We start from the raw sequence: 15476 nt of genomic DNA on the forward strand, positions 1-15476 counted from the left end.
TCGCCATTCTGGCCAAGACACTCCATTCCACGATGGAAACGCGATGAATACGCCAACACGACCGACGCATCGTTTCAAGCAGGGCGCCTGCCGTTTGCTGGGCATGGCGCTGGCCGTGTGGTTGCTTGGCGCCGTCTACACGCCAGCGCAAGCCGCCACCACAACGGTGACGATCGATCAGCAGCCAGTGACACTGCAGCCCACCATTCCTCCGAATATCGTGCTGATGCTCGATGACTCAGGCTCGATGGCGTGGGATTACATGCCCGATGCCTGTTATTTGAACGGCGTGACCTGCAGCGGTACGACCAATGGCACTACGCCAAGTGGCAATGGTACCGACAGTGTGACAGCGTTCAACAACGCCGCGCTGATCGACTCGAACAACAACGGCGTCTATTACAACCCCACCGTAACCTACACCGTTCCAGTCAAGGTCGACGGTTCCAGCTACACCAGCTACACCGATATCACCGCCGTGCCGATCGACGGATTCAGTGGAAGCAGCTCGAACGCTAACCTGACCAACTATTCGAACAAGGACATCCGCGGCGAAGGTCAAAACAACTTCGGGTCGCTCAGCTATTCGGGGCTGGGCACGCACACGGTGGCGTTTAGCCAGACGCTCAGTTCCAATACCAAGTGCAAAAACGCCTATAACGCTGCCAATAACGACGGCAAATCCTTCAACTACAGCAGCAGCACGCAGCTCTGTACGTTCAACTATTACCTGAGCTATTTCCAGTATTCGACGGATTCCAACGGTGGCGCTGGGCCGTATACCACCCAGTTCGTGGCTGCATCGACTTGCGCGACGGGCGACACGAACTGTGTGCCTGCCACCGACACCACTGGCGTGGCGGCGCCCAAGGGTATCGCCGCGGGCACGAACATCGCCAACTGGTTCGCCTACTATCACACGCGCATCCTGATGGCCAAAAGCGGCCTGATGCTCGCGTTCTCCTCGCTCGACAAAAACTATCGTGTCGGCTTTGGTTCGATCGACGGCAACAACAGCAGTGGGCTTCCGTCGTCCAAGTATTCCTACACCGACAACTACAATAGCGATACCAATTACATTGCCAACGTGGCGCCCTTTGGCGATGGCAGCAAATCCACCGACCAGAAGGTCAATTTCTGGAACTGGATTGCCGGAGAAAGTGCGAGCAACGGCACGCCGTTGCGCCAGGCGCTGGATCAGGTAGGTCAGTATTACCAGACCTCGCAGCCATGGACGACGATGTCCACCGATCCTGCCTCCGCGCAGGGTTCCAGCACAACGATCGCATGCCGCCAGTCATACACCATCCTCACCACCGACGGCTTCTGGAACGACAGCACCAGCAATATCAGCACCACCGGCAACGTGGATAACACCAGCGCGACACGCACTGGCCCCAACGGCCTGAGCTACACGTATACGCCCGCGGCTCCTTACAAGGACGGCAACAGCAACACGCTGGCCGACGTGGCCATGAAGTACTGGATCACCGATCTGCAGACGAGTGTGCCCAATTCGGTGCCGACCAATTCGGCTGACCCCGCCTTCTGGCAGCACATGACCACCTTTACCATGGGGTTGGGTTTCACGCCCGTCGGCATCAGCCCGTCGACGGCGACGATCAGTGGCATCTTCAATTGGGCCAATGGTGTTCCCAATTCGAGCATCAGCAATTTCAGCTGGCCCACGCCGGCTTCCAACTCGATCTACAACATTGCCGACCTGGCGCACGCGGCGGTCAACGGCCATGGCGGTTTTTATTCCGCCACCAGTCCGCAGTCATTCACCAGCGGCCTGACCGATGCACTGAACCGCGCGTCCCAGCGCACAGGCTCGGGCGCCAGCCTGTCGGCCAACTCCACCCAGTTGACTACCGGTACGGTGGCCTATCAGGCCACCTACACCACCGCCAAATGGAAGGGTGACCTGCAGGCGTTTACGATCAACTCGTCGACGGGCGCAATCAGTACGTCGGCGACGTGGTCCGCAGCGAACATGCTGGTGAAGAGCGCTACCGTCAGCACCACGGGCGGGGTCACCACCTCCACGTATCCCAGCCGCAATATCGTCACCTATAACCCCACGGCAGCGGCAGGTTCGCAGTTCGTGCCGTTCATCAACACGGCCTCCGCACCGCCGGCGCTCTCCAGCGCCCAGCTGACGGCACTGAGCGGTGGAAATACCGGGACAGCGGCAACCACCGCTCAAATGGCGCTGGTCAACTATCTGCGTGGCGACAACACACTGGAAGTAGCCGGCACGTACCGCACGCGTGACACGCCGCTGGGCGATATCGTGGACTCTCAGCCGGTGTATTCCGGCGCGCCCAACCCGAACGAATTTCAGAACCAGACGTTCACGGGCATCAACGCCACGGGCACCAGCACGGACAGTTTCCAGAGCTGGGCCGTCGGCAGCATCAATGGCAGTGGCACTGCCGTTGCCAGCGCCGCGTCCAAGCGCACGCCGCTGGTGTTTGTCGCTGCCAACGACGGCATGATGCACGCGTTCAACGCCAGCACCGGCTCCGAAGTCTTTGCCTATCTGCCTGGTGCAGTGATCACGGGCGGATTGGCAAACCTGGCCAGCGCCAGCTATGGCAACGTCGCCGCCGGTGTTCCGCACCAGTACTACAACGACGGCGAGTTGACGATTGCCGACGCGTACCTGCCGTCGTTGACCAAGATCAATGGTTCGTCCTGGCACACCATCCTGGTTGGCTCTTCGGGGCGCGGACCGACGGAGGTCGTCTATGCGATCGATGTTACCGACCCCGCCAACATCACGCCGCTGTGGGAGCGTTCCGCCGGCGACGGCCTGACCAACTACGGTGCTATCGGGCAGATGACCGGCAAGCCGGTGATCGCGCAAGTGGCCGATGGCAACTGGCAGGTGTTGATAGGCAATGGCTACAACAGTGCCAACAACACGGCATCGCTGCTGGAGTTCCAGCTGGACACTGGCACGCTGAGCGTTCACGCCACTGACTCCTCAACCGTCAATGGCCTGGCCGCTCCCGTGGCGTGGCTGGACAACCCTGCCAATGGCCTCAGCACGGAAGCCTACGCCGGTGACTTGTTGGGACGGGTATGGTCCTTTCCGCTCACGGCGACCACGACCACGGGCACGGGAACCAGCCAGGTCACCACGATCAGTGCGGACCTGAGCACCGCAGGCAGCAAGGTGTTTACCGCGACTGACAGCGGCGGCGTTGCCCAGCCCATTACCGCCGGCATGTTGGCGGGCCGCGACCCCACGACAGGCAACGTGTGGCTGTTTTTCGGCACCGGCGAGTATCTGAGCTCGGGCGATCTCTCCAACAAGAATGTGCAGACGTGGTATGGCGTGATCGCGCAGGTCGTGCAACAGACCACGCCCGCCATTCCGGCCCTGCCGTATAAGCGCAGCGACCTGAAGCAGCGTTCGATCATCTACGAAGTGGATGGCGATTCCAGCGCCACGCCGCCGACCCTCGGCGCGCGTGCCGTGTCTACCGCTGCTGCCAACGATCTGGTGGGCAAGGGTGGCTGGTATATGGATCTGGAGCAGCCCACCACCGACAGCAGCGGCAACGTGACGGGTTACAACGCGCAGGGTGAGCGCATGGTCACGCCCAACCAGTTCCAGGGCAACCTGCTGTTGGGTACCACACGCATTCCGGTGGTCACGGATATCTGCAATCCGTCGGGCAGCGGCTGGGTGATGGCGCTCAATCCGTTTACCGGCGCCGGCCCCACTAATCCGTTCTTCCTGGGCAATGGTGCGGGCACGATCAAACTGCCCAACGGCACGTCAGTGGCCAGTGCTGGCGTGGGCTTCACGTCACTGCCCAATAACCCGATTTTCGTGGGTGGCGACATGCTCGAGAGTTTCGACAACGGCACGACATCCAGCCTGATGACATCCGGTTCGTCCGGCAGCCTCACCCGCGTGTCCTGGCAGGAGCTGATCAACCCATGAGGAACACAGCGATGAATCGATGCCTGATGGCGGACGGCGGCGTGAAGGGGGCTCGCAGGTCAGGCGCCGGCCTCCTGCGCCAGGCGGGCTTTACCTTGATCGAATTGATGATCGTGGTGGCCATCATTGCGATCCTGGCGGCGATCGCGTGGCCGTCGTATCTCAAGTCCGTGACCAAGACGAACCGGGTTGCGGCCGAGGGTTGCCTGTCGGAGTACGCCAATTACATGGAGCGGTACTACACGACCAATCTGCGCTACGACCAGAGTGCCGCGGCGACCCCCGTTCCCAACTCACCGCCCACACTCGATTGTGCGGCGCCGTCGCAGACGGGAAACAACTACACCTATACCTTGGTGGCCGCCAATCTCACGTCCACCACGTTTCTCGTTCAGGCCGCGCCCAAGGGTGCACAGCAAACTCGCGACACCATGTGCGGCACCTTGTCGTTGGATCAGGCAAACAATCGCCTGCCATCCACGGTGGGTTGCTGGTAACGCTGTCGCTTGAATGGTCCAGACCTTTCAGGTCTCGGACCATTGCCTGAGCAGGTTGTGATACACGCCGGTCAGCTGCAGCAGCGCCTGCGGATCGGCGTTGCTGCGGGTGAGCGTCTGTATCGACGCATCCAGCTCAAACAACAGGCGGCGCTTGCCGTCGTCGCGGATCAGGCTCTGCACCCAGAAGAATGCGGCGATGCGCGCACCGCGCGTGACGGGCGCCACCCGGTGCAGGCTGCTTGAGGGGTAGATGATGATGTCGCCGGCGGGCAGTTTCACTTCGTGCTCGCCATAGGTGTCGCTGATGATCAGTTCGCCGCCGTCGTATTCCTCCGGCTCGGCCAGGAACAGCGTGCAGGAGATATCGCTGCGCAGCTGTTGGCCGCCAGCCACGGACATCACTGCACCATCGACATGGAAACCGTATTGTCCGCCGCCTTCATAGCGATTGAAGCGCGGCGGCAGCGTGCGCAGCGGCAGCGTGGCGGCGTGATAAAGCGGATGTCGGGCCAGCGCATCGAGCACGATGCGGGCCAGTTCGGCGCGTACGGGCGAGGCATCCGGGAGCTGCAGGTTGCGTTTCACCTGGGCGCCTTGTGGACCGACGGTCTCGCGCCCGTCGGTCCAGGTCGCTTGATCGAGGGCTTGCCGGATGGCGCTTACCTGCGCCTGGTCCAGGATCTGCGGGATATGCAAGAGCATGGCGTGCCTCGACTCGAAAGAGTGACGTGGCCGCCCCGACTGCTATCGGGACGGCCACGTTGCGCTCGATCAGCAGTGCCTGATCAGAACCGGATATTGGCCGTCAGCATCGCCGAGCGCGGGGTACCTGGGGTGTAACGGTAACCGCTCTTGTTGACCGCCGCGACATAGTCCTTGTCGAACAAGTTGTACAGATTGAGGCGCAGGTCGAAGTGCTTGTTGATCGGGTAGGAGGCCATCGCGCCGAACACCCAATAGGCTTCCGTATACGCCGGCGTGCCGATCGCGCTGTCGGTACCGCGCTGCATCTGGCCGTTGTAGCGCGCGCCGCCACCGATGGTGAGACCGAACGGCAGCAGGTAGCTGGTCCAGCTGGTGAAGGCCTTCTTCGGCGTGTAGGCCAGGTCGGACGAACCATCGGCTGCCACGGAAGAGCCGCTGAGCACGCTGGCATTCATGGTGGTAAAGCCCGCGGTCACCGCCCAGTTGTCGGTGATCTTGCCTACCGCGCTCAGTTCCACGCCTTGCACGCGCTTCTTGCCGATCTGGTAGTAGAGCAGGGTGACCGGATCCTGCACGAGGTCGTTGCTTACCGTGGTCTGGTAGAGCGCACCGGTGAGCAGGATCTTTTCATCGAGCAGTTCCCACTTCGTGCCGATTTCATACGTGCGTGCACGCTCGGGCTCGAGGTTGGGATTGTCCAGACTGTTGGTGGAGCTGCTGAAGGTCAGCGTGTTGCCGCCGGGCGGCTCGGCCGACACGGCATAGTTGGCGTAGAACGAGCCGTTGGGCATCGGCTTGTAGAGCACGCCGAGCTTCCAGTTCCACAGGTTGTCGCCAACGCTGGTGGTCAGGCCCGGCACGACGGCGCCCGTGGGCAGCGTGCCGCAGGTGGGGCCATTCTTCGCACCGCACGCCACCATGCTGGAGTAGTCGGTGTTGTAGTGGTCCATGCGCACACCGGTGTTCACCTGCCAGTGCTCGTTGAACTTCAGCGTGTCGAACACATAGGCGGAGGCGGTGTCGGTCTGGCCATCCGTGTAAGCGCCGTTCTGGCCGTAGATCAGGCCCTTCACGTCCCAGTTCGGGTCGTACAGATTGGCGGCCGGCCAGGTCGTGCCATTGAGCGGGACGATGCCGATGGTGGTGGCTTTTTCCTGCGTCAGCTCGATGCCGGTGCTGAGATTGTGCGTGATGGCGCCGGTCTGGAAATTCCAGGTGAGGTTGGCCTGGTCGGTGATGATGCGGTTGGACTGATGCTTGAACGTCGGGTTGCTGCGCGCAATGGTCCACGTGGACGGGTCGTTCGGATTGGGCGTGAGCAGATTGGCTGCGGTACCCATGAACGAAGTCAGCAGATAGTCCTCGGCGGTGCGTCCCCAGCGGAAGGTGTTGTGGAACACCATCTGGTCGTTGATGTCGTGCTCGATGCGCACGGTGAACATGTCGGCTTCGACGTGGTCATGGTCCGCCGTGGTGCCGTAGAAGTTGGACGAATCCACTTCCGGCGCGTTGGTGAGGAACGGGCGCTTCGGATCCGGGCTGGAATAGCCGGGCAGGCCGATCGTGGGCACGCCGCCATCGGGCACGTTGTTCTGCTTGATGTGCATGTAGTCGAGGTACACGCGGGTAGCCGTGCCCAGGCCGAATGCGAAACTCGGCGCGACGCCCCAGCGGTTGTTCTCCACTTTGTCGCGACCCGGCACGCCAAAGTCCTGGCCCATCACGTTGAGGCGGAAGGCCGAGGTGGTGCTGACCACCTGGTTCCAGTCGACGGTGGCGCGACGCTGGTCGGCGCTGCCATAAGCGACGGTCGCGCTCACGCCGTTGCCGAGCTCGGGCTGCTTGCTGACCATGTTGATGGCGCCGGTGGGCGCGGTGCGGCCGTTGTCGGTGCTGGCCGGGCCCTTGATCACTTCCACCGACTCGGTGTTGAAGATGTCGCGCGAGATGGTGCCCAGGTCGCGCACGCCGTCGACGAAAATGCTGCCCGAGGTATCGAAGCCGCGCATATAGATCGCATCACCGGTGGAGGTGGTGCCGTTCTCGCCGACGTAGAACGTGCCCACGCCCGGGGTGTTGCGCAATGCCTCGGTCAGCGTGGTGGCGCCCTGCTGCAGGAACAGGTCCTTGCTGATCACGGTCACCGTCTGGGTGGTATCGAGGATCGGCTGCGTGTACTTGGACGAGGAGAGGTTGTCGATCTTGTAGTCGCTGACGGCCGAGGCTTCCACCGACACGCCTGGCAGGTTCTTGGGCGAGTTGGCAGCGCCGGTGGGCGAGGTGGTCGTGTTGGTGGTGGCGTTGGCGACATCCGCCGGCGTGTCCGCAGCCAGGGCAGGATGGCTCATCGCCAGGCCGGTCATCAGAGTGGCTGTCGCAACACTCAGGGCGTTGCGGGTTACGGGATGCTTGCGGCTCTTTATGTGGGCCATGGGTAGCTCGTCGAATGGAGGGGGCGATCAGCCAAAGGTGACCGGGGTGGATCGACGAGTAGCGGCGGCGGGCGTCGATGGCGGCATAAGTCGGGGAAACAGGGGTTGGGAGCCTTGCTGCCTGATCGGGTGGTCCATCACCAGTAAGAACCCGCCGGCAAACATTTCCTAAATGTTATTGGCAATGAGAATGAGTTGCAATTAGTTGCGAAGAATTTTGCTGTTCTGGCCCTCAGACCAAGGTGGAAGGGGCGGGAGCGTGGGTATGGCGTACCCTCTCCCCCCTGTTGGCGAGGAGTCGAGCGATGCGGATACTGGTGATTGGCGCGGGCGCTACCGGAGGCTATTTCGGCGGGCGCCTGCTGGAGAGCGGGCAGGACGTGACGTTCCTGGTGCGCGAGAAGCGCGCAGCCCAGCTGGCCGAGCACGGGCTGGTGATACGCAGCAGCCTGGGCAATGTCAGCCTGCCGAATCCGGCGACGGTGCAGGCCGGCGACCTGCGCGGGACGTATGACCTGATCCTGCTGAGCTGCAAGGCCTATCACCTGCCGCAGGTAATCGAGGACATGGCCCCCGCGGTGGGGCCGCAAACTGCGATTCTCCCGGTCCTCAACGGCATGCGGCATCTGGACCTGCTGGATGCGCGCTTTGGTGCGCAGCGCGTGCTCGGCGGCCAGTGCGTGATTGCGGCAACGCTCGATGCCGAAGGCACGGTGCGTCATCTCAACCAGTCGCACAGCGTGACCTTCGGCGAACGCGACGGCGCCCGATCAGAACGCGTCGAACGCATTCTCGGCTCGATGTCCATGGCCAAATTCGAGCCGCGCCTGAGCACCACGATCTTGCAGGACATGTGGGACAAATGGGTGTTTCTCGCCTCGCTCGCCGGCATCACGTGCCTGATGCGCGCGCCGGTGGGCGACATCATGGCGGCGTCCGGTGGGGAGCCGGCAATCCTGCAATTGCTGGAAGACTGCCGTAGCGTGGCCGAGCACAACGGGCGCGCGCCGGGCGACGCGGTGGTGGCGCGTGCGCGCGGCGTGCTTACTGAGAAAGGCTCTGCCCTTAGTGCCTCGATGATGCGCGACCTGGAGCAGGGTGGGGCGATCGAGGCGGATCACATCGTGGGCGATTTGCTGGCGCGTTCGGATGCGGCGGCGGATTCGTTGCCGATGTTGCGGACAGCGTATGCGCATCTGAAGGCGTATGAGGTGCGTCGCGCGCGGGGCAGGTAAAGCTGCCGTCGCCTCTCTCCTGTGGGAGTGCACCCTGTGCGCGACGGCCTCATGCAACGGCATCGCTCGAGGTTGCGGTCGCGCACAAGTGCGCTCCTACAGGGGGATGGGGTCGCAAAACGGCAGTCATTGTAGGAGCGCACTTGTGCGCGACAACCCCATGCACGGATATCGCCGCGGCGCTGCGTCGCGCACAGGGTGCGCTCCCACAGGTGTTTCCCGGGATTTGGAAAAGACGTCCAAAAGAAAAGGGCGCTGCATGATGCAGCGCCCTTTCTTGTTGCCGATGCCGAAGCCTCAGCGGTGAGGCATTACCAGATCTTCACCTGCTTCTCGCCCGAACGCACCATCGTGTCGCCCGGCTTGCACTGGTAGGCGGTGGCGAAGGCTTCCATGTTGGACGGAGCGCCCATCGCGCGCAGCGAGGCCGGTGCATGCGGATCGGTGTTGAGGCGGAGCAGCGCTTCCTTCTCGCGCACGCTGCCGCGCCACACGCGGGCCCAGTTCAGGAAGAAGCGCTGGTCTTCGGTGTAGCCGTCGATCTTCGCGGCGGCTTCCTGCGGGTTCTTCTTCAGCGCTTCCTGCAGGGCGTCGTACGCCACGTTCAGGCCGCCCAGGTCGGCGATGTTCTCGCCCAGGGTCAGCTGGCCGTTGACGTGCACATCCGGCTTGTCCTTGATCGGCGCGTAGTCGTTGAACTGCGCGACGAGCCTGGCGGTGCGGGCCTCGAACTTCTCCTTGTCTTCCTTGGTCCACCAGTTGGCGTTGTTGCCTTCGCCGTCGAACTGGCTGCCTTCGTCGTCGAAGCCATGGCTGGCTTCATGGCCGATCACGGCGCCGATGCCGCCGTAGTTGATCGCGTCGTCGCCGTTGGCATAGAAGAACGGCGGCTGCAGGATCGCGGCCGGGAAGTTGATCGTGTTGTCGGTCGGGTTGTAGTAGGCGTTGACCGTCTGCGGGGTCATGCCCCATTCCTTGCGGTCGGTCGGCTTGCCGATCTTGTTGAGGTCGTACTGGTAGTTGAACTTGGCGGCGGCCATCACGTTGCCGTAGTAGTCGCCCTGCTTCAGATCCAGGCCCGACCAGTCACGCCACTTTTCCGGGTAACCGATCTTGGGCAGGAAGGTGTTCCACTTGGCGATCGCCTTTTCCTTGGTTTCGGCGCTCATCCAGTCGAGGTTCTCGATGCGGGCCTTCAGCGCGTTGCGCACGTTGGTCACCAGCTCTTCGGCGCGCTGCTTGGCTTCGGGCGTGAACACCTTGGCCACGTACAGCTGGCCCAGGGCTTCACCCATCGACTCGTTGACGCCGCCGAGCACGCGCTTCCAGCGCGGCTTCTGCTCCGGCTGGCCGGACAGGGTCTTGCCGTAGAAGTCGAAGCGGGCGTCCTGGAAAGCCTTGCTCAGCAGCGGCGAGGCGTCGTCGATGGTGTGGAAGCGCAGGTACGCCTGCCACTGGTCCGCCGGCGTGCTGGCCAGCATCTTGTCGAACTGGGCGAAGAACTTCGGCTGCGACAGCGAGAAGCCCTTGTCGACGGTCACGCCCTGGGCCTTGAAGAAATCTTCCCAGTTGAAGTGCGGGGTGATCTTGTCCGCTTCCTTCAGGGTGACGAAGTGGTACTGGTTTTCCGGGGTACGCAGTTCCACCGGTGCCAGCGAGGCGGCGGCCAGCTGCGTTTCGAACGCGAGCACCTGGGCGGCCTGCTTCTTCGCATCGGCTTCGGATACGCCGGTCAGTTCCAGCACCTTGACGATGTGCTCGACGTAGGCGTCGCGGATTTCCTTGTACTTCGCGTCGGTGTAGTAGTCCTTGGTCGGCAGACCCAGGCCAGCCTGCTGGGTGAAGCCGATCTGCATCTTGGCGTCCTTGAAGTCCGCGCCGGAGCCGAACTGGAACACCTGCATGTCACCCGTGGTGAAGTTCTGGGTGAGGTAGTTGGCCACGTCCTTGCCGGACTTCAGCGCGGCAATGGCATCGAGCTTGGGCTTGATCGGGTCGAAGCCAGCCTTTTCGATGGCAGCGTCGTCCATGCCCGAGGCGTACAGGTAGCCGATCTTCTGCTCGATGGAGCCAGCCTGCGCGTTGGCGGCGCCCTTGGCGGCGTCGTCGACAATCTGGTGCTGGGTATTGAGGCTGTCTTCGGCCAGCTTGTCGAACGCGCCCCAACGGCTGCGGTCGTTCGGGATCGGGTTGGCGGCGACCCACTTGCTGTTGACGAAACCGTTGAAGTCCTGGCAGGCCTGGATGTTGGTGTCCAGGTCGGCGATGTCGAACACGCTCTTGGGCGCGGCAGCTGCCATCGCGGCAGTGCTGGCGGCGGCAGGCGCGGTGCTGCTGGCGGCCGGGGCCTTTTCGGCATCGTCGTGCTTGCCGCAGGCGCTGAGCGACAGCGCCAGGCTCACGGCGAGCGCAATGGGCTTCATATACGGTTTGGTCATGGAATTCCCCTGTGGGTCGTTGGCCGCGTTCGGCAGCCGATGGTGGTAACCATTGTGTGCAGCTCTGGGCGCCTGTCCTGATGGGGGACAGGTTCCAAGGGCTACCCGGACGGTATCTCGGACTTTTGAGGCTAGGCCGCAAGTCACGGGGGAGACAGTGTCAAAGGTCAGGGGGTTGGTGCAAGGAGGGGGGCGCCCGGCGACCGGCCGCAACCGACGAAGCCCTCATCCCGGCCCACGCCGGAGGGGCTCTTCAACAGCCGGAGGCTGGTCATCCAGAGCCTCGGTGCTCGGTTGTCGCCTTGAGGCCAGCGTGCCGCCTACGCGGCGGGCGTTTCGATCGGCTGCCGCCGACCGAGTCACTTTTCTTTTGCTGGCCCAAAAGAAAGGTAACCCAAAGAAAATGGCCTGAAGGGCAGGAGCTCATAGCGTCGTGTTGGATACGGTCTTCTGGCGCTCGAGGGTCTCGGAAGCGTGGCGATCGTCCGACATGCGTTTCTGCTACCCCGCAACGCGCCATAGCGGAGAGGACTTAAAGCATTGCGTGACTTTGCTGCCTGTTGGCCATGATTCTTTTGAGAGCAAAAGTTCTCTCGCCATGCTGAAAGGTTGAGACCGAGGCTCGCGATCTAGCTCTAATCGACAGTCTCACTGCGGTTGCAGTCACACGCCGCAAATCGCATGAAAATACGATGGTCGCTGTTATTCGCCTGTCACTTCGCAAGCCTATGGTCCGTGGCATCCGCGCTTGAGGGGAAGCGCATCACCGCGACCGTAGGGAGCCCTCCATGCGAAACAACCTCGCTGTTTGCATTGCCGCGTGCGTTCTTAGCCTTTCTGCTGTTTCCCTCGCCCAACTTCCCGTGCATGCCGAAGCGTTCACCGATGCCAGCCTGCATCATGGCGGCGGTGATGGGGACGTCCATACGTCCACGCCGATCAAGCACCTGGTGGTGATCTTCCAGGAGAACGTTTCCTTTGATCATTACTTTGGCACCTACCCGTATGCCGCCAACGGCAAGGGTGAGCCGACGTTCTATGCGCGTCCGTTTACGCCGCACGTGAACGGTTACGACAACAAGCTGCTCATGCATAACCCGAACCAGGCGAACAGCGCGAATGGCACGGGTGCGATCAATCCGTTCCGCCTGTCGCGCGCTCAGGCGGCGACCGCCGACCAGGATCACGCCTATGGTCCGGAACAGAAGGCGTTCAATGGCGGCGCGATGGACCTGTTCCCGAAGTTCACCGGTACCGGCGAGACGTTGCCGGGTGCGACGCCGGATGAGGAAGGCACCGGCCAGGTGATGGGCTATTACGACGGCAACACCGTCACCGCCATGTGGAACTACGCGCAAGCGTTTGCGCTGAACGACAACAGCTACAACACCACGTTCGGTCCGTCCACGCCGGGCGCGATCAATCTGATCTCGGGTCAGACCAACGGCGTGACACAGACGCTCAACGGCACCGGCAATGAAGTGGCCGATGGCCAGGGCGGCCTGACCTTGATCGGCGATGCCGATCCGATCGGCGACGTGTGTTCTTCGCCCACAGGCAATCAGGTGCAGTTCGGCGGCAAGAACGTGGGCGACCTGCTCAACCAGGCGGGTTTGACCTGGGGCTTCTTCGAAGGCGGTTTTGACCTCACCCAGGTCAATGCGAATGGCAGCACCGGCTGCGCGCGCAAGACCACCTCGACGGTGACGCAGGCGAACGAGAGCGACTACATCCCGCATCACCAGCCGTTCCAGTACTACACCAGCACGGCCAACCCGACGCATGCGCGCCCCACGTCCGTCAAGACCATCGGCCATCAGGGCGACGCCGGCAATCACCAGTACGACATCAATGATTTCTACGCGGCCGTGCAGGCGGGCAACTTCCCGTCGGTGAGCTTCCTCAAGGCGCCGGGTTACCAGGATGGTCATGCCGGTTATTCGGATCCGCTGGACGAGCAGCAGTTCATCGTGCACGTGATCAACTTCCTGCAGCAGCAGCCCGATTGGCGCGATACCGCCGTGGTGATCGCCTATGACGACTCCGATGGCTGGTACGACCATCAGGCCGCCCCGCGCATCAATGCTTCAAGCACGTCGTCCGATGCGCTCGATGGCGCGGGCCTGTGCAAGGCGCGCGGCACGCTGCCGGGCACCAACAGCAAGGGCCAGCCGGTTCAGGGACGCTGCGGCTTCGGTCCGCGCCTGCCGCTGCTGGTGATCTCGCCGTGGGCACGCAGCAATCACGTGGACCACACGCTGACCGATCAGTCGTCCGTAACGCGCTTCATCGAGGACAACTGGCTGCGCGGTGAGCGCCTCGGTGGTGGTTCGTTCGACAGCGTCGCCGGTTCGCTGGTGCCGATGTTCGACTTCTACCAGCCCTTCCCGGAACAGCGTCGCCTGATCCTGGACGAACAGACTGGCCAGCCGGTGAAGCAGCCCAAGCCGTGGCCGTGGTCCGGCCTGCCGCACGGGCACGAGCACGGCTAAGCTCTAAACGCTTGCATGGCACGCCCCGGACGATGGTCCGGGGCGTTTCGCGTTTCCTGATCGGAGGTGCTGAATCTTGCATCCCTCGCGTCGTCGATTTCTCCAGGGCATGGGCTTGCTCGCGGGCACGGGAGCATTGCGTGCGTTCGGCGCGCCCATGCACATGGCCATGCCGGCTGCGAAGGGCAGCGGACTTTGCAAGCATGCCGTGGCCGACCAGGCCAGCGTGCCGCGCCTGCTCGACCCGTCGCGGCTGACACCCTTCGTCGATACGCTGCCGCGGCCGGAAGTGCTGCATCCGAAGGCGGGAACCGCACTACGCATTGCGATGCGCGAAAGCGAACAGCGCCTGCATCGCGACCTGCCACCCACCCGCCTGTGGACCTATGGCGACAGCATGCCTGGCCCCACCATCGAAGCACGCAGCGGCGTCCCGGTGCGCGTGGAGTGGAGCAATCGACTTCCGCTCAAGCACTTCCTGCCGATCGATCATCACGTCTGCGGCGCGGAGCCGGATAAGCCGGAAGTGCGTGGCGTGGTGCATGTGCATGGCGCGCGCGTGCCTGCCGCCGACGACGGCTATCCCACCGACTGGATGGTGCCCGGCCAGTCGCGCGCCCAGACGTACCCCAATCGCCAGGATGCGGCCACGCTGTGGTATCACGACCACACCATGGGCATCGAGCGGCTGAACCTTTATGCCGGTTTGTTCGGCATGTATCTGCTGCGCGACGAGCATGAGTTGTCGCTAGGCCTGCCCAGCGGCGATTTCGAATGGCCGCTGGTATTGACCGATCGCCTGCTTACCGAAGATGGCCAACTGTATTACCCGACCTCCGGCATCAGCGATGCGCCGTGGGTGCCGGAAGTGTTCGGCAATGCGATGCTGGTGAATGGTGCGCTGATGCCGCGGCTCGACGTGCAGGCGCGGCGCTATCGCTTCCGCGTATTGAATGCGGCGAACGGGCGCTTCTTCCGCTTGAGCCTGCGCGGCCAGCGTCCTTTCCTGCAGATTGGCAGCGACCAGGGCTTGCTTGCAGCGCCGGTACCGCAGACGAGCCTGTTTCTTGCACCGGGCGAGCGCGCCGATCTCGTCGTGGACTTTGCCTCGATGGATGGCACGGCGATCGAGCTGATGAACGATGCGCTGCCGCTGATGCAGTTCAAGGTGGCCGCGGGCAAAGTGAGCGACAGCAGTCGCGTACCGTCTACGCTGCGTGACGTGCCCCGCATGGCCGAAACGAGCGCGACGCAGACCCGTGTGCTGACCATCGACGAATACGCCGATTGCGTGTCCACGCCGATGTTGATGCTGCTGGACGGCAAGCATTGGCATGAGCCGGTGAGCGAGAAGCCGCGTTTGGGCAGCACCGAAATCTGGAGCCTGGTGAACCTCACCGAAGACACGCACCCGATCCATCTGCACCTGGTGCGATTTCAGATCTTGGATCGTCGCCCATTCGACGTGGATGAGTACCTGGAATCCAAGACGATACGTTACACGGGGCCCGCTCAGCCGCCACCGGCGCATGAAGCCGGTTGGAAAGATACGGCGCAGGTGTATCCCGGCATGGTGACGCGCTACATCATCACGTTCGAGGGTTATGCCGGGCGCTACGTCTGGCATTGCCATCTGCTGGAGCATGCATCGAACGAGATGATGCGGCCGTTTGAGGTGGTGGCCTGAGGGTCGGGGAGTCGCGCACAGGGTGC

Annotated in this window: 8 protein-coding genes; 5 read left to right on the forward strand and 3 right to left on the reverse strand. The window is 62.8% G+C overall.

What is annotated here, in order from left to right:
• The first annotated feature begins 43 nt into the window (after window positions 1-43).
• Together AC1DE1_RS09230 and AC1DE1_RS09235 are read left to right on the forward strand one after the other, a co-directional pair.
• Window positions 44-3961, forward strand: a complete 3918-nt coding sequence (locus tag AC1DE1_RS09230; RefSeq protein WP_477175457.1) for a pilus assembly protein — start codon at window positions 44-46, stop codon at window positions 3959-3961.
• 11 nt (window positions 3962-3972) lie between these two features.
• Complete coding sequence (locus AC1DE1_RS09235) at window positions 3973-4458, forward strand: type IV pilin protein (protein ID WP_441602672.1); 486 nt, start codon at window positions 3973-3975, stop codon at window positions 4456-4458.
• A gap of 27 nt (window positions 4459-4485) precedes the next feature.
• On the opposite strand, the gene AC1DE1_RS09240 is transcribed toward AC1DE1_RS09235, so the two are convergent.
• Together AC1DE1_RS09240 and AC1DE1_RS09245 are read right to left on the reverse strand one after the other, a co-directional pair.
• Window positions 4486-5163, reverse strand: coding sequence for a Fe2+-dependent dioxygenase (locus AC1DE1_RS09240; protein ID WP_477175458.1), 678 nt, complete (start codon window positions 5161-5163; stop codon window positions 4486-4488).
• An 83-nt stretch (window positions 5164-5246) separates the two neighbouring features.
• Window positions 5247-7598: a catecholate siderophore receptor Fiu gene (locus AC1DE1_RS09245; RefSeq protein ID WP_477175459.1), complete on the reverse strand. Its 2352-nt coding sequence runs from the start codon at window positions 7596-7598 to the stop codon at window positions 5247-5249.
• Between the two features lie 305 nt (window positions 7599-7903).
• On the opposite strand from AC1DE1_RS09245, the gene panE reads away from it, so the two are divergent.
• Entirely contained in the window at window positions 7904-8833 is a 930-nt protein-coding gene (panE, locus tag AC1DE1_RS09250; RefSeq protein WP_477175460.1) for a 2-dehydropantoate 2-reductase, read from the forward strand.
• A 311-nt stretch (window positions 8834-9144) separates the two neighbouring features.
• On the opposite strand, the gene AC1DE1_RS09255 is transcribed toward panE, so the two are convergent.
• Window positions 9145-11271: a M13 family metallopeptidase gene (locus AC1DE1_RS09255; protein ID WP_441602676.1), complete on the reverse strand. Its 2127-nt coding sequence runs from the start codon at window positions 11269-11271 to the stop codon at window positions 9145-9147.
• 788 nt (window positions 11272-12059) lie between these two features.
• On the opposite strand from AC1DE1_RS09255, the gene AC1DE1_RS09260 reads away from it, so the two are divergent.
• Together AC1DE1_RS09260 and AC1DE1_RS09265 are read left to right on the forward strand one after the other, a co-directional pair.
• A complete protein-coding gene (locus tag AC1DE1_RS09260) occupies window positions 12060-13763 on the forward strand; it encodes a phospholipase C (protein WP_477179061.1) in 1704 nt (567 codons plus the stop codon).
• Between the two features lie 76 nt (window positions 13764-13839).
• Window positions 13840-15450 (forward strand): multicopper oxidase family protein, encoded by a 1611-nt coding sequence (locus tag AC1DE1_RS09265; RefSeq protein ID WP_477175462.1) that lies wholly within the window; start codon window positions 13840-13842, stop codon window positions 15448-15450.
• Window positions 15451-15476: the final 26 nt, after the last annotated feature.

This window comes from Dyella sp. 05T440, from assembly GCF_056395965.1.